This window comes from Cupriavidus pauculus, from assembly GCF_008693385.1.
Lineage (GTDB): Bacteria > Pseudomonadota > Gammaproteobacteria > Burkholderiales > Burkholderiaceae > Cupriavidus > Cupriavidus pauculus_D.
This window is the reverse complement of the sequence record NZ_CP044065.1, coordinates 2,201,342-2,220,678: the sequence shown is the minus strand read 5'-3', so window position 1 is coordinate 2,220,678 and position 19,337 is coordinate 2,201,342. Positions and strand designations below refer to the sequence as shown.

The window sequence follows — 19,337 nt, the reverse complement described above, 5'->3', positions numbered from 1 at the left end:
TTTAGAATCCTCCGCTGACCGGAACTCCGCTCAGCCACGGCGCTCGTGCCGTCTGCCTGCCTACCATGGACGACCAACAAGACATTACGTACCAACCCGATGAGCCGGCCGATTCGCTGACGCTCGCCCGTTACGCGGAACGCGCGTACCTCGACTATGCCGTGAGCGTGGTCAAGGGCCGCGCGCTGCCCGAGGTGACCGACGGCCAGAAGCCCGTGCAACGCCGCATCCTGTTCGCGATGCAGCAGATGGGCCTGCGCGCCGACTCCAAGCCCGTGAAGTCCGCGCGCGTGGTCGGTGAAGTCCTCGGTAAATACCACCCCCACGGTGACCAGTCCGCGTACGACGCGCTGGTGCGTCTGGCGCAGGACTTCTCGCTGCGCTATCCGCTGATCGACGGGCAGGGCAACTTCGGTTCGCGCGATGGCGATGGCGCCGCCGCGATGCGATACACGGAAGCACGCCTGACGCCGATCGCGCGCCTGCTGCTCGACGAGATCGACCAGGGCACCGTGGAGTTCGTGGCGAACTACGACGGCTCGGAGGAAGAACCGAAGGTGCTGCCGGCGCGGCTGCCGATGGTGCTGCTCAATGGCGCCTCCGGCATTGCCGTGGGCATGGCCACCGAAATCCCGCCGCACAACCTGCGCGAGGTCGCGGCGGCCACGGTGGCGATGATCCGCAACCCGAACATCACGCTCGCCGAACTGCTGACGCTGATGCCCGGTCCGGACTATCCGGGCGGGGGCCAGATCATTTCGCCGGCGTCCGATATCGCGCAGATCTACGAAGGCGGCCGCGGCAGCCTGAAGGTGCGCGCGCGCTGGACCATCGAGGAGATGGCGCGCGGCCAGTGGCAGATGGTGGTGCACGAGCTGCCGCCGAACACGTCGGCGCAGAAGGTGCTCGAGGAAATCGAGGAAATCACGAATCCGAAGATTCGTGCGGGCAAGAAGGCGCTGTCCACGGAGCAGACGCAGCTCAAGACCACGATGCTGGGCGTGCTCGACGCGGTACGCGACGAGTCCGGCAAGGATGCACCGGTGCGTCTGGTGTTCGAGCCCAAGAGCAAGAACATCGAGCAGCAGGAATTTATCCAGACGCTGCTCGCGCATACGAGCCTCGAGTCGGGCGCGCCGATCAACCTCGTGATGATCGGCAAGGATGGCCGGCCGCGTCAGAAGGGGCTGGCCGAGATCCTGCGCGAGTGGATCGCGTTCCGCTTCGAGACGGTGACCAAGCGCACGCGCTTCCAGCTCACCAAGGTCGAGGATCGCATCCATATCCTCGAAGGGCGCATGCTGGTGCTGCTCAATATCGACGAGGTGATTCGCATCATCCGCGAGAGCGACGAGCCGAAGCCCGCGCTGATCGAGGCATTCAACCTGTCCGACCGACAGGCCGAGGATATTCTCGAGATTCGCCTGCGCCAGCTGGCACGTCTGGAAGCGATCAAGATCGAGCAGGAGCTCAAGAAGCTGCGCGACGAGCAGGCCGAACTCGATGTGCTGCTGAAGTCCGAGACGATGATGCGCCGTCGCATCATCAAGGAGATCGAGCAGGACGCCAAGCAATACAGCCCGGAAGACAAGGATCCGCGCCGCACGCTGATTCAGGAAGAGCGTCGTGCCGCCGCCGAGGTCCGTGTCATCGACGAGCCGGTGACGGTCGTCGTGTCGGGCAAGGGCTGGGTCCGTACGCGCCAGGGCCATGGCCACGATTCGCAGCAGTTCACGTTCAAGGCCGGCGATGCGCTGTACGCGACGTTCGAATGCCGCACCGTGGACACGCTGCTGGCCTTCGGCACCAATGGCCGCGTCTATTCGGTCGCGGTGGCAAGCCTGCCGGGCGGCCGTGGCGATGGCGTGCCCCTGACCACGCTGATCGAACTCGCGCCGGGCACGCAGATCGCGCATACGTTCGCGGGTAACGCCGAACAACGTATGCTGATGGCGGCCTCGAGCGGCAACGGCTTCCTGACGAAGATCGGCGACATGACGAGCCGCCAGAAGGGCGGCAAGTCGTTCGTGACGCTGGAAGACGGCGACGTCCTGCTGAAGCCCGAGGCCCTGACCGACGACGCGACCCACGCGGCCTGCGTCTCCGGCAACGGCCGCCTGCTGCTGGTCGCGTTCGAGGAAATCAAGGTCCTCTCGGCCGGCGGCCGCGGCGTGATGCTGATGGAGCTCGAAGACAAGGAGCAACTGGTGCAGGCGATTGCCGTGGGGGCGCCGGGCCTGATCGTCTCGGCCACCGGCCAGCGCGGCGGCAAGGTACCGCCGCAGACGCTGAGGGGCAAGACGCTGCTGCCGTTCGTGGGCAAGCGCGCGCGCAAGGGCAAGGCAGTGGAAGCCAAGCTGAAGGATGTGCGCATCGAAGCTGTACGGCCGGAACCGGCGGCGTGATGCCCCCCGTCTCCTGACGACAACAAAAAGCCCCGCCTGGTCTCTGCCATGCGGGGCTTTTTCACACAGGGCAAGGCAGCAGAAAGCTGCCGACGTTATAACCGCACGAGAACCCGCCGGAGAGCGGCGGTACGATGATCAAGACAGAGACACGAGCCATGCCCCCGACCACCCCCACCGATCCAGAACTGGCTCCACCCCCCAACGCCCGCACCCTGTTCTTCGAATTCGCCCGCATGGGCCTGACAGGCTTCGGCGGCGTCCTCCCCTTCGTCAGACGCGCAGTCGTCGAACGCAACCGCTGGCTCAACGACAAAGACTTCGTAGAAGTGCTAAGCGTAGGCCAGGTGCTGCCCGGCCCGAATGTCATCAACGTCTCGCTGATGCTAGGCCTGAGGTTCGCCGGTCTCCGCGGGGCCGTAGCGGCCTTTTCAGGCCTCGTGCTGGTGCCAATGGTCGTGGTGCTGACAGTCATGGTCCTCTACCAACACTACCAGGACGTAGAAGCCGTCCGCCGCATGCTAACCGGCATGACCGCCGTCTCGGCCGGACTCATCCTCTCCACCGGCTGCAAACTGGCCCAAAGCCAGCCAAGAACGATCCGAGCACTGCTGATAGGCGTCGCGGCATTCATCACCATCGGCCTGCTACACCTGCCACTGGTCCCCGTGATGGCCGTGCTCGTGCCGGTGGCGCTGTATGCGGAACACCGCGCGAGCAACAAGGAGGCCGCATGACCACGGCTGAAATCCTCCGCAGCCTGCTAGGCCATTTCGGCATGCTGTCACTACTATCGATCGGCGGCGGCGCGACAACCATCCCCGACATGCACAGGTATCTGGTCGAAGCCAACGGCTGGATGACCGATCAGCAGTTCTCGGCGCTATACGCCATATCGCAAGCCTCTCCCGGCCCCAACGTGCTATTCGTCGCCCTATTCGGCTGGCAGGTAGCCGGCCCGCAAGGCACGTTCGCCGCCATGACCGGCATGGTCGGCCCGTCGAGCATCATCGCCCTGAGCTTCGAATACTTCGCCGGCCGCGCCCCGCATGCGCGTTGGCCCAACCTGATCAAGAAAGGCCTCTCAGCGCTAACGATCGGCCTCCTGATGTCCACCGGCTGGCTACTGGCCGCGAGCGTAGACCACAGCTGGACCGCGATTGCCGTAACGCTGCTAACGGTATGGCTGATGCTGAAAACAAAGGTGCACCCGCTGGCGCTGGTGGCGTTGGGGGCGGGGGCGGGGTTGCTGGGGCTGGTGTAAGACCGCAAGGAATCGTACAAACGCAAATGGCCCGCCGGTAAGGCGGGCCATTTGTTCATGCCGCGTTTGTCCGTTCCGACAGAACGATCACAGATACTTGAGTGAGAAGGTGACCGAACCGTCGATGGCAATGTCTTGCGTCAGCGCAGGCAGTTCGCCGGTCTTGCCGATTGCCAGCTTGACCGTGAAGGGCTGCGTCATGGTCTTGAAAGCGCCCGGGATCTTCGTGCCGCTAGTCGCCCACGACATGGCTTGGTCTGCGGTGGTATTGCGTGCGACAGCAGACGTGTAGGTGGCCCAGGCATTGCCTTTATCGAAGGTGGCAATCATATCAACTGGTTGGCCATCCGCAGTCGGCCGCTCGTTCATCTCGATGCTGTAAGCGCCAACGTTCTTGCCACCGACGGCATCAACGCCGAATTGGGCAACCGCGCCGTTGAACACGGCTGGGCCAGCGGACGCATTGACGGTGCCGGCACGGTTGTCGGTGGAGCCCCACATGACCTTGGTGGCCGCGTCGCATGTGACCGTGAAGGAAGAGCTCTTGGTCGGCAGCACCGTCGCTGCGGTAGCGCTGAGGGTGTTCGCGGCGATGGTACCGAAATCAAGAATGCCACCGCCGGCGAGGGTGACGTTGCAGGCGGCGGGCTTGATCACACCCTTGACCGTCAGGTCAGCCGAGTCGGCAGCGAAAGCTGCGCTGGAAGCGGCGGCAAATAGGATGGCGGCGAGGGCGGTGCTGCGAATAGTCGTGTGCATATACTTCGATGTACCTCAGAGTTTAGAGGCAGTGTTCGTGCTGGAACGACTGAAGTTTGGTCGTGGGGCGGATATCTCTGAATCGTAGATAAGCTAAAAACGGAAACGCATCGCCGGCGCGGTACTGACCGTCATGGTTATCTACTCACCCTGCCAGTTCGTAGCCCTATTCGGCTGGCAAGTAGCAGGCCCACGGGGGACCTTCGCCGCGATGACCGGCATGGTCGACCCGTCGAGCATCATCGCCCCAAGCTTCGAACACATCGCCGGCCGCGCCCCTCATGCGCGTTGGCCCAACCTGATAAAGGAGGGCCTCTCAGCCCTGACCATCGGTCTGCTGATGCCCACCGGCTGGCTACTGGCCGCCAGCGTAGACCACAGCTGGACCGCGATCGCGGTGACGTTGCTGACGTATGGCTGATGCTGAAGACGAAGGTGCACCCGCTGGCGCTGGTGGCGCTGGGGGCAGGGGCGGGGTTGTTGGGGTTGGTGTAGGGCGCCCACTTTTGCCTCAGTGACTTGAGCGTGATGGTTGCGGAACCGTCGATAGCCACGTCTTGCGTAAGCGACGGCAGGTCGCCGATCTCGAAGCAGTACGGCCAGAACCGGCGGTTTGATGAACGCCGTCTCCTGACGACAACGAAAAGCCCCGCACGGTTTCTGCCATGCGGGGCTTTTTTGTTGGTAGCAATGCTAAAAGGTGCGCCTCCTGTCCTCAGGGAGCGGGGGCGGCATAGATCAAATTTTCCGACTGAACGATGTTACAGGTAAATGACCGTGAACGTAGCGTTGCCGTCGAGCGAAATGTCGGTCGTAAGTGCCGGCAGGTTAGACGTGCTTTCAATTGCGCCGTTCACTCGGAGCGAATACTTAAATACTTTGCCAGCGGCTGGCGAGTCTCCACCTGCGGCATTGAGGGCGAGAATACTCGAGCCATCGGCACGAGCAGACGCCGCGTTTCTTGTCCAAGTTTTACCATTATCGGTCGATGCAAGGATATTCGTCGAATTGTTCACGTATGCGCCGTCCACCGTCGAATATGGAGTCGCCGTAATGGTGTAAGCGCCCAACTTCTTGCCGGACTGCTCGCCGAAGCCAAATTTATAAGCTTGACCCCCAATGCCTACATCGTTGAGACTCGCAGTCCCGCTCCGGTTATCGATGACCTTCGCGGCGACTTTCGCTGCACTGTCGCAAGTGATGGTGAAGTCGAGCCACTTTTCGGTGAGCGGAGTGGCATTGGTGGCGCTAAGCGATGAGGCAGTAATAGTGCCGAAATCGATGACGCCACCGTCCGGAAGTGCGACATTGCAGATGGAGGGCTTGATGACACCCTTGACCGTCAGGTCAGCCGAGTCGGCAGCGAAGGCGGCGCCGGAAGCGGCGGCAAACAGGAGGGCGGCGAGGGCGGTGTTGCGAATAGTCGTGTTCATGATATTTCGATGTATCTCAGAGTTTAAGAAGCGGTGTTCGCTGGGGAACGACTGAAGTTTGGTCGTTGGACGGCTATCTCTGAATCGTAAAAAAACTAAAAACGGAAAACGCCTAATACTTCGTAAAACTGCGATGAAATAGGGTGATAAGTCGCAAGCATTGTGCTGCATGCGTATCCTGGCGATTTCGTTATGTGCGCCGTTACGTCGATGTGCGCTAAGGTTGTTACAGGTACTTGATCTGGAATGTGACCAGACCGTCGAGTTGGATGTCGCTGGTGAGTGGTGGCAGGTCGGTGGCTTTGCCGATGGCGAAATCGAGTTGCCATTGCTGGGTGATCGTCTTGAATGCGCCCGGTGCTGACGCATCGCGTACCGACCAGCCGTGTCCGCGGGTTCCCGGTTCCGTCCAGTCCACTTGTTGAGCGCGCCCCCACGTATCGCCGCCGTCGGTTGTGTAGAGCCTCGTCGCCACCTCGCCGTCTGCATTGGCGGGTGTGCTGTCATTGCGTTGGATCGTGTACGCGCCAATGTTCTTGCCGTCCACGTTGCCTACGCCGTACCAGACAGAATCGGATGGATAGATGGCGTTGCCTGCGCCGTTGTTGGCGGTGCCTTTGCGGCCGTCGATCAAGCTGAGTGCCAGCTTGGTGGGTGCATCGCATTGGATGCTCAGCGTGAAGGGTTTCGATGCAAGGCGGGTAGCGGATGTCTGGCTTAACGATGACGGGAAGATGGTGCCAAAGCTGATGAGGGCGTCGTCTGACAGGCTTATCGAGCAGGCGGATGGTCGGATGCTGCCTTTGATCGTCAGGTCTGCGTTGTCCGCGGCAAAAGCTGCGGTCAGGATCGCGGTCAGGGGCAGGAGGGTGAGGGCAGCGGTACGGATGTTGGGTTTCATGTGATGCGACGTTGCTTGCGAGATGTGAGTTGAGACGGGGCCCAGTCTTCTCGATGGCCGCCGATCTCGGAATCGCAAGAAGCCTTAAAACAGTGAAACGTTTGATGAGTTAGTAGAACTACGAGGTGGGGTGGGGTTCTCGGGCGCGTGCTCGAGCGGAGGGGAGCGGCTGCCGCAGCGATGGCGCGCGACGTGCGCCGACAGCGGGAGGAAAAAACAAAAAACCCGCGAAGCTTGCGCTAAGCGGGTTTCTAAATGGCATCTGATGTGCCTGGTACTACTGAATTCTTTATGGTGCCGAAGAGAGGAATCGAACCCCCGACCTTCTCATTACGAATGAGCTGCTCTACCGACTGAGCTACTTCGGCCCACACCGATGAATTTGCGTTGCATCGGATAAGAGACCGCGATATTAGCAGCGCCTTTGCGTTTTGTGAAGCCCCCGTGCCATTTTTTTCTGTGGCGCCGAGCGCGCTCGAGGGCCCGTCGTCGCGCTGACATGGTCCTAGGACGTCATACCTTTTCGTCATGGCACGGGCCTGGTTGAACGGGGTCAATGCCGCGCGCCTTGTGCATGTCTGCAAGAGAAAACGTCTAGGGAATACACCGATGAGAACCGCATTGACCGGTTAGAGGCGCAGGTTTAGATTGCGCAGACGTTGTATGACGACAGATCAATAACAGACGAAAAAACATGTCTCTTGCATCGAAAGATCCGCTGGACGGTATCGCCACGCGCTGCCATCGCATCCTGATGACGGGCGCCGCGGGCAACCTCGGCAAGGTCCTGCGCGACCGGCTCAAGCGGTATGCCGATGTGGTCCGGCTCTCGGATATCGCGGACCTCGGCGCCCCGCGCGGGCAGGAAGAGATCGTGCCGTGCAATCTCGCCGATCCGCAGGCCGTGCATGCACTGGTCGAAGGTGTCGATGCGATCGTGCATCTGGGCGGCGTCTCGGTGGAGCGGCCGTTCGAGGAGATCCTGCCGGCAAATATTCAAGGCACGTACAACCTCTATGAAGCCGCGCGTCGCCACGGCGTGAAGCGCGTGGTGTTCGCGAGCTCGAACCACGTCATCGGCTTTTACAAGCAGGGCGAGACGCTCGACGCGGACACGGTGCCGCGCCCCGACGGCTACTACGGCATCAGCAAGGCGTTCGGCGAGCAGATGGCAAGCTTCTACTTCGATCGCTACGGTATCGAGACCGTGAGCCTGCGTATCGGCTCGTCGTTTCCGGAAGCGAAAGACCGCCGCATGCTGATCACGTGGCTCGGTTATGACGACCTCGAGCAGTTGATCAAGCGCTCGATCTTCGTGCCCGATGTGGGCAATCTGATCGTCTATGGGGCTTCGGCCAATCGCGATCGCTGGTGGGATAACGGCAAGGCTGAGCGGCTGGGCTTCAAGCCCGTCGAAAGCTCCGAGCAATTCCGCGCGAAGGTCGAGTCGGTGCCGCCACTGCCCGCAGATGATCCTGCTGGTTGGTATCAGGGCGGGGCATTCGTCAAGGCTGGTCCGTTCGGGGACTGAGCGCGATGCCGGCCTCGATCGAACGGATCGGCACCATGCGGTGCGGCGTCGGCGAGAGCCCGGTCTGGCATGGCGGCGAACGCGCGCTGTACTGGACCGATATTCCGAATCGCACGCTCTGGCGCTGGGACCCATCGCGCAACCATTCGAACGCGTGGACATTGCCCGAGATGGCGGGCTGCATGGCGATGACAGCCGACGGCGGATGGCTGCTGGCGATGGAGAGCGGGCTGTTCCGCGCGACGGCGTTCGTGCCGGGGATGGCCACGCCGGTGCTGCGGCGCGTGGCCAAGGTTACGCATGCGCGTGAAGGCATGCGCTTCAACGATGGGCGCTGTGATCGGCAGGGGAGGTTCTGGGCCGGCACGATGGTGATGGACATGTCGCTCGCCGCCGACGACGGCCAGCTCTACCGCCATGACGCCAATGACGCCAATGACGGCTTGACGCCGGTCCTGCCGTCGCTGATCACGCCCAACGGTCTCGCGTTCAGTCCCGATGGCCGCACGATGTACCTGTCCGATTCGCATCCGTCGCGGCAGATCGTCTGGGCGTTCGATTACGACATCGACACGGGCACGCCGTCGAACCGGCGCGTGTTCGTCGATATGACGACGCTGCCGGGCCGGCCCGATGGCGCGGCCGTCGATGCCGAGGGCTGTTACTGGATCTGCGGCAACGATGCCGGGCAGATCCATCGCTTCACGCCGGCAGGCAGGCTCGATCGCAGCCTTGCCGTGCCGGTGGCCAAGCCCGCGATGTGCGCGTTTGGCGGCGATCGGCTCGATACGCTCTATGTCACCTCGATTCGTACGAGCGACGCGGAGGACCCGCTTTCCGGCGCCGTGTTCGCGCTGCGCCCGGGGGTGCCGGGCCTTCCGGAGCCCATGCTGAAACCCTGATCCGCAAGACCTGTCCATCTCATCATCGCGTCATAACTACAAACGGAGACACCGATGCCATCGAAGTTCCTTACCCGCTCGTTCCAGCGCGCAGGCGTGCGCGCGCTCGCCACGATGGCCGCCTTGGCCACGCTGGCCATCCCCGCCGCGCAGGCCGCAGACTTCCGCTCGGCCGATATCCACCCCGAGGACTATCCCACCGTGCTCGCGGTGCGCCATATGGGCGAGCTGCTCAAGCAGCGCAGCAACGGCCGGCTGTCGATCAAGGTGTTCGCGCAGGGCGCGCTCGGCAGCGAGAAGGACGCCATCGAGCAGACCAAGATCGGCGCGCTGCAGATGGTGCGCGTGAACTCGGCCGCGATGAACAATATCTGCGAGGCCACGATCGTCCCGACGATGCCGTTCCTGTTCCGCTCCACCGAGCATATGCGCCATGTCCTCGACGGCCCGCTCGGCGACGACATTCTGAAGTCGTGCGAGAAGAACGGGTTTATCGGGCTGGCGTGGTACGACAGCGGCTCGCGCTCGCTCTACACGACCAAGCGTCCGATTCGCACGCTGGCCGATGCCAAGGGCATGAAGATCCGGGTGCAGCAGTCCGACCTGTGGGTGTCGCTGATGGAAGCGATGCATGCCAATGCCACGCCGATGCCGTGGGGCGAGGTGTACACGGGCCTGAAGACGGGCCTCGTCGATGGCGCCGAGAACAACTGGCCCAGCTATGAAAGCTCGCGCCAGTTCGAGGTGGCCAAGTACTACTCGATGACCGAGCACTCGATGGCGCCCGAGATGCTGCTGTTCTCGAAGCTCGCGTGGGACCGCCTGCCGCCGGCCGACCAGCAGCTCGTGCGTCAGGCCGCGAAGGACTCGGTACCTTATATGCGCAAGCTGTGGGACGAGCGCGAGACGAAGTCGCGCAAGATCGTCGAAGCATCGGGCGTGCAGATCATCCAGGTGGACAAGAGCTCGTTCCAGGCCGCGATGAAGCCCGTGTACGACCGCTTTATCACGAGTCCGCAGATGAAGGATTACGTGCGGCGCGCGCAAGAGACCAAGTAATCGGCAGGGGAGATCTCGATGACGTCATCGCCTGCATCCTCCGCATCGGCGCGCGGCGAGGTTGCCGACACGCCGAATGCCTATACGCGCTTTTGCGCCATGCTCGCCCGCGCCTGCATGGCGCTCGGCGTGACCGGGCTGATCCTGCTCGTCGTCGCCGTGCTCGTGCAGGTGTTCGGCCGCTACGTGCTCAACGACACGCCGACATGGGCAGAAACGCTTGCGATGCTGCTCGTGCTGTACGTGACGATGCTCGGCACCGCGGTGGGCGTGCGCGACGCGGGCCATATCGGGCTCGAGTCGCTGCTCGTGCTCGTGCCCCAGCGCGTCCGCCTGAAGCTGGAGATCCTGATTCACGCGCTGGTCGGCACGTTCGGCGCGGTGATGGCCTGGAACTGCGCGCTGCTCGCGCTATCCGTCGCCGACTACAAGCTGCCGACGCTCGGTATCTCGGAAGGCTGGCGCTATGTGCCGCCCGTGATCGCGGGCGTGCTCATCGTGCTGTTCTCGATCGAACGCATCATCGCGGTGGTCAAGGGGACCGAAGTGGAGCCCGCATGGCACTGATCATTCTTTCCGTCTGCTTTTTCGGGCTGCTGATTCTCGGCGTGCCGGTCGCGTTTGCGATCGGGCTTTCGGCGGTGGCGACGATCCTCTACGAAGGCCTGCCGCTTGCGGTCGTGTTCCAGCAGATGACGTCGGGCATGAACGCGTTCTCGTTCCTGGCCATTCCGTTCTTTATCTTCGCGGGCGAGCTGATGCTGTACGGCGGCATTGCCGATCGCATCGTCGGGTTTGCCAAGTCGCTGGCCGGCCATGTGCGCGGCGGGCTCGGCATGTCCAACGTGGTGGCCTGCACACTGTTCGGCGGCGTCAGCGGATCGCCCGTGGCCGACGTGTCGGCGATGGGCGCCGTGATGATCCCGATGATGAAGCGCGAGGGCTATCACGCGGACTATGCGGTCAACGTGACCACGCACGCGGCGCTGGTGGGCGCGCTGATGCCAACGAGCCACAACATGATCATCTACACGCTGGCCGCCGGCGGCAAGGTGTCTATTGCCGCGCTGATTCTGGCCGGCGTGGTTCCCGCGCTGATTCTCACGCTATGCAATCTCGCGGCCGCGTACTTCGTCGCACGCAAGCGCGGCTACCCGGCCGGCACGTTTCCGGGCTGGGAGATGGTCGGCCACTCGCTTGCGGCCGCGTTGCCGGGCTTGTTCGTCGTGGTGCTGATTCTCGCGGGCATCCTGTCGGGCGTGTTCACGGCGACCGAGTCCGCGGCGGTGGCGGTGCTCTATGCGCTGACGCTGACCGTGGTGGTCTATCGCTCGCTGACGAAGGAACAGTTCATCCGCGCGGCGGCCAAGGCGGTGAAGACGACGGGTGTGGTGCTGCTGCTGATCGGCATCTCGGGTACGTTCGGCTATCTGATCAGCCTCTATGGCGTGGCCGAGCTCACGGGCCAGTTCCTGAGTTCGCTGTCGACGACGCCGTGGATGATCTTCCTGATGGTCAACGTGCTGCTGTTCGTGCTCGGCACGTTCCTCGACATGGCCGCGACGATCCTGATCTGCACGCCGATCTTTCTGCCGATCTGCCAGCACTACGGCATGGGGCCCGTGCAGTTCGGCATGCTGATGCTGATCAATTGCGCGCTGGGGTTGAATACGCCGCCGGTGGGGACCACGCAGTTCGTCGGGTGCGCGATCGGCGGCGTGTCGGTGGGGCAGGTCATGAAGACCATCTGGCCGTTCTACGGCGCGTTGCTGGCGGCGTTGCTGATGGTGACTTATGTGCCGGCGTTTTCGATGTGGCTGCCGGATTTGCTGCTCAAATAAAAACCCCTCTCCCATGGGGAGAGGGGGAGTGGATCGGTCAGGCCTTACCTTCGGCTTCCCGGTGGTAGCGCGTCACGAGGTCCACCTCGTTCTTCGACCCGAGGATCACCGACACGCGCTGATGCAGCTTGGTCGGCTCCACGTCGAGAATCCGGTCATGCCCGTTGGTGGCCGCGCCGCCGGCCTGCTCGACGAGCATCGCCATCGGGTTCGCCTCGTACATCAGGCGCAGCTTGCCCGGCTTGTCCGGATCGCGCTTGTCCCACGGATACAGGAAGATGCCGCCGCGCGTGAGAATGCGGTGCACGTCCGCAACCATCGAGGCGATCCAGCGCATATTGAAGTTCTTGCCGCGCGGACCATCCTCGCCAGCCAGGCATTCGTCGATGTACTGGCGCACGGGCGGCGCCCAGTGGCGCATGTTGGACATGTTGATCGCGAATTCCTTGGTGTCTTCCGGAATCTTGACGTCCTGCTGCGTCAGCACGAAGCTGCCCGCTTCGCGATCGAGCGTGAACATATGCACGCCGTTGCCGACCGTCAGCACCAGCGTCGTCTGCGGACCGTACACCGCGTAGCCGGCCGCCACCTGATGCGTGCCCGGCTGCATGAAGTCCGCCTCGGTTACGGTCTGGCCCGGCTTCGGCATGTGCAGCACCGAGAAGATCGTGCCGATGGACACGTTCACGTCGATGTTCGACGAGCCGTCGAGCGGATCGAACAGCAGCAGGTACTCGCCCTTCGGATAGCGGTTCGGGATCTCGTAGAACGAGTCCATTTCCTCGGACGCCATGGCCGCGAGGTGGCCGCCCCACTCGTTGGCGTCGAGCAGGACCTCGTTGGCGATCACGTCGAGCTTCTGCTGCGTTTCGCCCTGCACGTTGCCGGTGCCGGCCGAGCCGAGCACGCCCGCGAGCGCGCCCTTGCTGACGGCGTTGGAGATGGCCTTGCAGGCGCGGGCAACCACTTCGATCAGCAGCCGCAGCTCGGGCTCAATCGTGTTGTGCTTGCGCTGCTCCTCGACCAGATATCGGGTGAGACTGATGCGTGTCATGGTGGGGTTCTCCTTGGATCGGCGCCATTTTACCGTGGCGCCGACTATGTCCGATATCTTCAGGCGGAAACCGGCCTCAGGCCGACAGCGACTTGCCCACGATCTCGCGCACGTCGCGCGACAGCGTCGAGGACGCCGACACACGTTCCAGCGCCGCCCGCATGCGGTCGCGCAGCGGCAGCGCGTACTTCTGCCAGCGGTCCATCACGCGGGCCAGCCGCGCCGCCACCTGCGGATTGATCGCATCGAGCGCGAGGACCTGATCGGCCCAGAATTCGTAGCCCGAGCCATCCTCGGCGTGGAACTGGGCCGGATTGCCCGAGCAGAAGCTGAAGATCAGCGAACGCGCGCGGTTCGGGTTGCGCAGCGTGAATGCCGGGTGCTCCATCAGGTTGCGCACCACGTCGATCGTGCGCTTGCCCGCGTGCGGCCCCACCTCGCCGCGCTGCATGCCCTGCAGGGAGAACCACTTGTCGATGACCAGCGGATCGTTCTCGAAGCGCTGGTAGAAGTCCGCCAGCGCGTGCTCGCGGCCCGGCGCGAAGCTGTTGACCAGCGCGGACAGCGCGGCAAAGCGGTCCGTCATGTTGTCGGACTCCGCGTAGTGCTTGTCCGCCAGCGCCTGCATGTCGGCATCGCCGGTATCGGCCAGATAGCCAAGCGCAAGGTTGCGCAGCGCGCGGCGCGCGGCGGAATCGGCGTCCGGCGAGTACGGACCGGGCGTCGCATTGGATTCGTACGCGGCCAGCCATTCGGCCTTGAGCGCGCGTGCGAGGCCCTCGCGCAGGAACAGCCGCGCGCGGTGGATCGCGGCGGGATCGGCCACGCCCATGCGCTCGGCCAGATAGGCCTCGGCCGGCAGCATCAGCGCCTGTTCGCGGAACGCGGGGTTCAGCGTGCCGTCGGTGAGCACCGCGCGGAACGCATCGACGAGCGCCTTGCTGAGCTTGAGTTCGCGGCCCGCCTGCGCGTCGGCCACGAGTTCCAGCAGCACGCGCGTGGCAAGGCGCTGGCCAGCCTCCCAGCGGTTGAACGGATCGCTGTCGTGCTCGAGCAGGAACGTCAGCGCGCTGTCGCTGTAGTCGTAATCGACGATCACGGGCGCGGAGAAATTGCGCAGCAGCGACGGCGTCGGGGCATCGCCCGCGGGCAGCCCGACGAAGCGGAACGTCTGCTCGGCCTGCGTGAAATCGAGCACGCGCGTGGTGTCGCCGGCGGCGGCCTCGCCTTCGAGCCGCAGCGGCAGGTCCTCGCCGTCCTTGCCGATCAGGCCGATCGCGAACGGAATATGGAACGGCTGCTTCTCGGGCGTACCGTCGCGGGTTTCGATGCCGACCTTCGGGCAGCGCTGGGCGAGGGTGATATCCAGCGTGCCCGCACCGGCGTTCCACGCGGTGCGCACGGTCACCACGGGCGTGCCGGCCTGGCTGTACCAGAGCCCGAACTGCGTCAGGTCGCGGCCGTTGGCATCGGCCATCGCGCGGCGGAAGTCGTCGCACGTCACGGCCTGGCCGTCATGGCGCTCGAAATACAGGTCCATGCCCTTGCGGAAGCCATCGCGGCCGAGCAGCGTCTGGTACATCCGCACGACCTCGGCGCCTTTCTCGTAGACCGTGACCGTGTAGAAGTTGTTGATCTCCTCGTAGCTGTCCGGCCGCACCGGATGCGCCATCGGACCCGCGTCCTCGGGGAACTGCACCTGCCGCAGCACGCGCACGTCCTCGATGCGCTTGACCGCGCGGCCCGACTCCGAGCCCATCATGTCGGCCGAGAACTCCTGATCGCGGAACACGGTCAGGCCTTCCTTGAGCGACAGCTGGAACCAGTCGCGGCACGTCACGCGGTTACCGGTCCAGTTATGGAAGTACTCGTGGCCGACGACCGACTCGATGTTCGCGAAGTCCACGTCGGTCGCGGTCTGGGCGTTGGCCAGTACGTACTTGGTGTTGAAGATGTTGAGGCCCTTGTTCTCCATCGCGCCCATGTTGAAGTCGCCGACGGCGACGATCATGAAGCGGTCCAGGTCGAGCTCGAGGCCGAAGCGGCGCTCGTCCCAGTGGATCGAGTTGATCAGCGAGTCCATGGCATGGCGCGTCTTGTCGAGGTCCTGCGCTTCTACCCAGACCTGCAGCAGCTTCTCCTTGCCCGATGCGGACTGGATCCGTTCCTCGATGCATTCGAGCTTGCCGGCGACGAGCGCGAACAGATACGAGGGCTTGCGGAACGGGTCTTCCCAGACCGCCTCGTGGCGGCCGTCGGGCAGCGCCTGCTCGCTCAGCAGGTTGCCGTTGGACAGCAGCACCGGGTAGGCGGCGCGATCCGCGCGCAGCGTGACGCGATAGGTCGTCATCACGTCAGGGCGGTCGAGGAAATAGGTAATGCGCCGGAAACCTTCGGCTTCGCACTGTGTGAAAAAGTTGCCGTTGGAGACGTACAGGCCGGACAGCGTGGTGTTCGCGGCCGGGTTGCACGCGGTGGTGATCTCGAGCGTGCCTTGCGCGGGCAGGCCCGTGAGCGTCAGCGAGCCGGTGGCGGTAGCCACCCCCGTGAACGGCTGGCCGTCGAGGCGCACGCCGACGAGTTCGAGTTCCTCGCCGGCGAGGACCAGCGCGGCATCGGGCGCCGCACCGGGCGCGCGATGGAAGCCCAGCGTGCTCGTGACGATCGTGCGCTGCGGATCGAGTTCGAGCACCAGATCCACGTGGTCGATTGCTAACGCGGGCGGAGTATAGTCCTTGCGATAGACGGTAACGGGCGTATCGGTGCGGAGCATGGGGAATCCTGTGTTCGGTGGTCGTTGGGACAAGCCGTTGAGACAAGGCGGGCGGCGCGGAAGGGTTCGGCGCCGAAGTCCTCATTGTAGCCAACGGGGTTGAAGGAGGTCGGCCGCGGGAACGCGGCGTCACGCAAACGGTCTGAATGGCGTGGCGGGAACGTTGATAAGAAGGCGGGAAGAATCGATATGTGGCAGAAAAATTTCAACCGTGGCCGGACACTTGCGCTGGCCTTGCTGGCGGCCCTGTGGCTCTCGGGCTGCGCCAGCACCATCACCACCGAGGTCACGGCGTTCCGCCAGCCCGAATGGCAGAACGACGCGCCACGCACCTATGCGTTCGAGAACTCGCCGCAACAGGAGGCGCAGCTGGAGCGCGCCACATACGAACAATGGCTCGCGGCGACGCTGGGCGGCGTGGGATTCGAACAATTGCCGGCCAGTCAGGCACGGTATCTGGTCAGCATGGACTACGACGCCGTCCCCGGAATGGTGCGCGTGGCGGAGACCGTCTACCCCGATCCGTGGTACGGCCCGTGGGGGCCGTACTGGGGACCCTATGGGGGCTACGGCGGCTGGTATCGACCCTACGGGCCGTGGGGTTGGGGCCCGGGCTACTGGCCGCCGCAGACGATCGTGCGCGACGTGCCGGTGACGTTCGCGAGCCTGCGCGTGTTCTTCAAGGATGCGAAGTCGGGCAAGCGCGTCTATCAGGTCACCGCGCGCAACACGACCGAGGGCGGCAGCCTGGCCGGCGTCATGCCCTACATGATCCGGAGCGCGTTCGCCGATTTCCCGGGCGAGAGTGGCCGGCCGCGGCGCGTGACGCTCGAAGTCGAGAAGGCCAAACCATAGGAGGCTTTTTCCCCTTCGGTAGTAAAGCCCATTGAACCGAGACTGAAGAGAAAGTAGGCACACCGCGCATGCGCGCTGGGCTAGAATGGCTGCTCGAATTTTCCGGCCCTCGCCGTTCTGCATGGTGTGGCAGGGCCTTCATCCCGGACGAGCAGAATGACCAGCAAGACTACCGGCGCGGATGTTGCGTCGCAACAAGCCCCCACGCAAACCCCCCAGCACGCCCCCAACAGTCCTGAAGCGCAACTGCGCCTCGCCGCACTCGAATATCACCGCAGCCCCACCAAGGGCAAGATCCAGGTCACGGCCACCAAGGCGCTGTCGAACCAGCGGGACCTGTCGCTGGCGTACTCGCCGGGCGTAGCGTATGCGTGCGAAGAGATTGCCAAGGACCCGGCGATGGCCGCCGAGTACACCTCGCGCGCGAACCTCGTGGCCGTGGTGACCAACGGTACCGCGGTGCTGGGCCTGGGCGACATCGGTCCGCTCGCCGGCAAGCCCGTGATGGAAGGCAAGGGCTGCCTGTTCAAGAAATTCGCCGGCATCGACGTGTTCGACATCGAACTCGATGCCCGTGACCCGGACAAGATCGTCGAGATCGTGGCCGCGCTGGAGCCGACGCTCGGCGGCGTGAACCTCGAGGACATCAAGGCGCCCGAGTGCTTCTACATCGAGAAGAAGCTGCGCGAGCGCATGAACATTCCCGTCTTCCATGACGATCAGCACGGAACCGCGATCATCTCCGCGGCCGCACTGCTGAACGGCCTGAAGGTCGTGGGCAAGGACATCGGCAAGGTCAAGCTGGCCGTGTCGGGTGCCGGCGCCGCGGCCATCGCGTGCCTGGACACCATGGTGAGCCTCGGCGTCAAGCGCGAGAACGTCTACGTGGTGGACTCGAAGGGCGTGATCCATGTGGGCCGCGATGCCAACATGGAAGCCAACAAGGCCCGCTACGCGCAGGACACGTCGGCCCGTACGCTTGCCGACATCGTCAAGGACGCCGACGTCTTCCTGGGCTGCTCGACCGCTGGCGTGCTGACCGGCGACATGGTCAAGACGATGGCCGACAAGCCCATCATCCTGGCCCTGGCCAATCCGGAGCCGGAAATCCGTCCTGAAGTGGCGAAGGCCGCGCGCCCCGACTGCATCATCGCGACCGGCCGTTCGGATTACCCGAACCAGGTCAACAACGTGCTGTGCTTCCCGTACATCTTCCGCGGCGCGCTCGACTGCGGCGCGACCAAGATCACGGAAGAGATGAAGCTGGCCTGCGTGAAGGCGATCGCCGAGCTGGCCGAGGCCGAGCTCAACGACGCCGTGGCGGCCGCTTACGGCGGCGCCGAGCTCAAGTTCGGACCCGACTACATCATCCCGACGCCGTTCGACCAGCGCCTGATCGAGAAGATCGCGCCGGCCGTGGCCAAGGCCGCGGAGGAGTCGGGCGTGGCAACGCGTCCGATCAAGGACCTCGAGGCCTACCGCCAGCAGCTGACGCACTACGTCTATCACACCGGCCTGATGATGAAGCCGGTGTTCACGGCCGCCAAGGCCGCGCCGAAGCGCGTGGCCTACGCCGAGGGCGAAGAAGAGCGCGTGCTGCGCGCGGTGCAGAGCGTGGTCGATGAAGGCCTCGCGCGTCCGATCCTGATCGGCCGTCCGCACGTGATCCAGATGCGTATCGACAAGGCCGGCCTGCGCCTGCGCCCGGGCGTGGACTTCGAACTCGTGAACCCCGAGGACGATCCCCGTTACCGCGCATACCACGAGGCCTACCACGCGCTGCGTGGCCGCGACGGCGTGACGCCGGACATGGCCAAGGTGGCGCTGCGCCGCTCGAACACGCTCATTGGCACGATGCTGATGCATATGGGCGATGCCGACGCGCTGCTGTGCGGCACGGTGGGCCGCTTCGAGGGTCACCTCGAGCACGTCCGCGACGTCATCGGCATGAAGCCGGAGGCCAAGGTCTTCGCGGCCATGAACGCGCTGATGCTCGAAAAGTACACGCTGTTCATCACCGACACGTTCGTCAACGACGATCCGACCGCTGAAGAACTGGCCTGCATCACGCAGCTCGCCGCCGAGGAAATCTCGCGCTTCGGCCTGCATCCGAAGGTCGCGCTGATGTCGCACTCGATGTTCGGTTCGTCGACGCGTCCGTCGGCCCGCAAGATGCGCGATGCCGCCGAGATCCTGTCGAAGGTGGCGCCGCAGCTCGAGGTGGAAGGCGAGATGCAGGGCGACGCCGCGCTGGTCGAGGACGTGCGCCGTCACTTCCTGCCGTCCACGAAGCTGGCGGGCAGCGCCAACCTGCTGGTCATGCCGACGCTGGACGCGGCCAATATCGCGTTCAACCTGCTCAAGATCACGGGCGGGCAGGGCGTGACGGTCGGCCCGATCCTGCTGGGCGCGGCCAAGCCGGTGCATATCCTGAACCCGCAGGCGACGACGCGCCGTATCGTCAATATGACGGCGGTTGCGGTCGCCGAGGCTGGCGCGCTGCGCTAAGCGCTACGCCCCAAAAAAAAGCCGGGTCCTCGGACCCGGCTTTTCCTTTCCC

General features: G+C 64.1%; 16 protein-coding genes and 1 tRNA gene. 11 read left to right on the top strand and 6 right to left on the bottom strand.

The genetic code is table 11. From position 1 onward, the window contains the following. The first annotated feature begins 65 nt into the window (after window positions 1-65). The 3 genes from parC (at window position 66) to FOB72_RS10195 (ending at window position 3,669) form a co-directional block, all read left to right on the top strand. On the top strand, window positions 66-2,405 hold the full coding sequence (gene parC, locus FOB72_RS10205; RefSeq protein ID WP_150372402.1) for a DNA topoisomerase IV subunit A: 2,340 nt from the start codon (window positions 66-68) through the stop codon (window positions 2,403-2,405). 134 nt (window positions 2,406-2,539) lie between these two features. After that, window positions 2,540-3,142 carry a chromate transporter gene (locus FOB72_RS10200; protein ID WP_223851295.1) on the top strand — a complete coding sequence of 201 codons (603 nt, stop codon included), beginning with the start codon at window positions 2,540-2,542 and terminating at the stop codon, window positions 3,140-3,142. Further along, window positions 3,139-3,669 (top strand): chromate transporter, encoded by a 531-nt coding sequence (locus FOB72_RS10195; protein ID WP_150372401.1) that lies wholly within the window; start codon window positions 3,139-3,141, stop codon window positions 3,667-3,669. The genes FOB72_RS10200 and FOB72_RS10195 overlap by 4 nt, the downstream gene beginning before the upstream one ends. 87 nt (window positions 3,670-3,756) lie before the next feature. Here FOB72_RS10195 and FOB72_RS10190 read toward each other — a convergent pair whose 3' ends face one another. Beyond that, window positions 3,757-4,428: a DUF1120 domain-containing protein gene (locus tag FOB72_RS10190; protein ID WP_150372400.1), complete on the bottom strand. Its 672-nt coding sequence runs from the start codon at window positions 4,426-4,428 to the stop codon at window positions 3,757-3,759. A gap of 211 nt (window positions 4,429-4,639) precedes the next feature. Between FOB72_RS10190 and FOB72_RS32515 the strand changes: the two genes are divergently transcribed. After that, window positions 4,640-4,849, top strand: a complete 210-nt coding sequence (locus tag FOB72_RS32515; protein WP_223851294.1) for a hypothetical protein — start codon at window positions 4,640-4,642, stop codon at window positions 4,847-4,849. Between the two features lie 340 nt (window positions 4,850-5,189). Here the strand turns inward: FOB72_RS32515 and FOB72_RS32175 are convergent, their stop codons facing one another. From FOB72_RS32175 to FOB72_RS10170, 3 genes are all read right to left on the bottom strand, one after another. Next, on the bottom strand, window positions 5,190-5,861 hold the full coding sequence (locus FOB72_RS32175; protein WP_191002128.1) for a DUF1120 domain-containing protein: 672 nt from the start codon (window positions 5,859-5,861) through the stop codon (window positions 5,190-5,192). 226 nt (window positions 5,862-6,087) lie between these two features. After that, entirely contained in the window at window positions 6,088-6,762 is a 675-nt protein-coding gene (locus FOB72_RS10175; RefSeq protein WP_150372398.1) for a DUF1120 domain-containing protein, read from the bottom strand. A 292-nt stretch (window positions 6,763-7,054) separates the two neighbouring features. Beyond that, window positions 7,055-7,130, bottom strand: a tRNA-Thr gene (locus FOB72_RS10170). A 326-nt stretch (window positions 7,131-7,456) separates the two neighbouring features. Here FOB72_RS10170 and FOB72_RS10165 point away from each other — a divergent pair. The 5 genes from FOB72_RS10165 to FOB72_RS10145 all read left to right on the top strand — a co-directional run bounded on the left by FOB72_RS10165 (window position 7,457) and on the right by FOB72_RS10145 (window position 12,095). Next, the gene (locus FOB72_RS10165; protein WP_150372397.1) at window positions 7,457-8,293 is read left to right on the top strand and encodes an NAD-dependent epimerase/dehydratase family protein; all 837 of its coding nucleotides are present in this window, start codon (window positions 7,457-7,459) and stop codon (window positions 8,291-8,293) included. 5 nt (window positions 8,294-8,298) lie between these two features. After that, entirely contained in the window at window positions 8,299-9,195 is an 897-nt protein-coding gene (locus FOB72_RS10160) for an SMP-30/gluconolactonase/LRE family protein (RefSeq protein WP_150372396.1), read from the top strand. Between the two features lie 54 nt (window positions 9,196-9,249). Then, window positions 9,250-10,254 (top strand): TRAP transporter substrate-binding protein, encoded by a 1,005-nt coding sequence (locus FOB72_RS10155; RefSeq protein WP_191002127.1) that lies wholly within the window; start codon window positions 9,250-9,252, stop codon window positions 10,252-10,254. Between the two features lie 117 nt (window positions 10,255-10,371). Then, the gene (locus tag FOB72_RS10150) at window positions 10,372-10,821 is read left to right on the top strand and encodes a TRAP transporter small permease (RefSeq protein WP_150373849.1); all 450 of its coding nucleotides are present in this window, start codon (window positions 10,372-10,374) and stop codon (window positions 10,819-10,821) included. Beyond that, entirely contained in the window at window positions 10,812-12,095 is a 1,284-nt protein-coding gene (locus tag FOB72_RS10145) for a TRAP transporter large permease (RefSeq protein ID WP_150372395.1), read from the top strand. The genes FOB72_RS10150 and FOB72_RS10145 overlap by 10 nt, the downstream gene beginning before the upstream one ends. Window positions 12,096-12,132: 37 nt before the next feature. Here FOB72_RS10145 and FOB72_RS10140 read toward each other — a convergent pair whose 3' ends face one another. Next, on the bottom strand, window positions 12,133-13,149 hold the full coding sequence (locus tag FOB72_RS10140) for a class 1 fructose-bisphosphatase (protein ID WP_150372394.1): 1,017 nt from the start codon (window positions 13,147-13,149) through the stop codon (window positions 12,133-12,135). A gap of 76 nt (window positions 13,150-13,225) precedes the next feature. Next, window positions 13,226-15,922, bottom strand: coding sequence for an aminopeptidase N (gene pepN / locus FOB72_RS10135; RefSeq protein ID WP_150372393.1), 2,697 nt, complete (start codon window positions 15,920-15,922; stop codon window positions 13,226-13,228). Between the two features lie 189 nt (window positions 15,923-16,111). On the opposite strand from pepN, the gene FOB72_RS10130 reads away from it, so the two are divergent. Then, the gene (locus FOB72_RS10130; protein ID WP_150372392.1) at window positions 16,112-16,777 is read left to right on the top strand and encodes a DUF4136 domain-containing protein; all 666 of its coding nucleotides are present in this window, start codon (window positions 16,112-16,114) and stop codon (window positions 16,775-16,777) included. A gap of 156 nt (window positions 16,778-16,933) precedes the next feature. Then, on the top strand, window positions 16,934-19,285 hold the full coding sequence (locus tag FOB72_RS10125; protein ID WP_150372391.1) for an NADP-dependent malic enzyme: 2,352 nt from the start codon (window positions 16,934-16,936) through the stop codon (window positions 19,283-19,285). The last annotated feature ends 52 nt before the right edge of the window (window positions 19,286-19,337 follow it).

Excerpts from the sequence above, each read along its gene's own strand:
- parC (WP_150372402.1), top strand. The coding sequence starts at position 66 with ATGGACGACCAACAAGACATTACGTACCAACCCGATGAGCCGGCCGAT.
- FOB72_RS10200 (WP_223851295.1), top strand. The coding sequence starts at position 2,540 with ATGATCAAGACAGAGACACGAGCCATGCCCCCGACCACCCCCACCGAT.
- FOB72_RS10195 (WP_150372401.1), top strand. The coding sequence starts at position 3,139 with ATGACCACGGCTGAAATCCTCCGCAGCCTGCTAGGCCATTTCGGCATG.
- FOB72_RS10190 (WP_150372400.1), bottom strand. The coding sequence starts at position 4,428 with ATGCACACGACTATTCGCAGCACCGCCCTCGCCGCCATCCTATTTGCC.
- FOB72_RS32515 (WP_223851294.1), top strand. The coding sequence starts at position 4,640 with ATGACCGGCATGGTCGACCCGTCGAGCATCATCGCCCCAAGCTTCGAA.
- FOB72_RS32175 (WP_191002128.1), bottom strand. The coding sequence starts at position 5,861 with ATGAACACGACTATTCGCAACACCGCCCTCGCCGCCCTCCTGTTTGCC.
- FOB72_RS10175 (WP_150372398.1), bottom strand. The coding sequence starts at position 6,762 with ATGAAACCCAACATCCGTACCGCTGCCCTCACCCTCCTGCCCCTGACC.
- FOB72_RS10165 (WP_150372397.1), top strand. The coding sequence starts at position 7,457 with ATGTCTCTTGCATCGAAAGATCCGCTGGACGGTATCGCCACGCGCTGC.
- FOB72_RS10160 (WP_150372396.1), top strand. The coding sequence starts at position 8,299 with ATGCCGGCCTCGATCGAACGGATCGGCACCATGCGGTGCGGCGTCGGC.
- FOB72_RS10155 (WP_191002127.1), top strand. The coding sequence starts at position 9,250 with ATGCCATCGAAGTTCCTTACCCGCTCGTTCCAGCGCGCAGGCGTGCGC.
- FOB72_RS10150 (WP_150373849.1), top strand. The coding sequence starts at position 10,372 with ATGGCGCTCGGCGTGACCGGGCTGATCCTGCTCGTCGTCGCCGTGCTC.
- FOB72_RS10145 (WP_150372395.1), top strand. The coding sequence starts at position 10,812 with ATGGCACTGATCATTCTTTCCGTCTGCTTTTTCGGGCTGCTGATTCTC.
- FOB72_RS10140 (WP_150372394.1), bottom strand. The coding sequence starts at position 13,149 with ATGACACGCATCAGTCTCACCCGATATCTGGTCGAGGAGCAGCGCAAG.
- pepN (WP_150372393.1), bottom strand. The coding sequence starts at position 15,922 with ATGCTCCGCACCGATACGCCCGTTACCGTCTATCGCAAGGACTATACT.
- FOB72_RS10130 (WP_150372392.1), top strand. The coding sequence starts at position 16,112 with ATGTGGCAGAAAAATTTCAACCGTGGCCGGACACTTGCGCTGGCCTTG.
- FOB72_RS10125 (WP_150372391.1), top strand. The coding sequence starts at position 16,934 with ATGACCAGCAAGACTACCGGCGCGGATGTTGCGTCGCAACAAGCCCCC.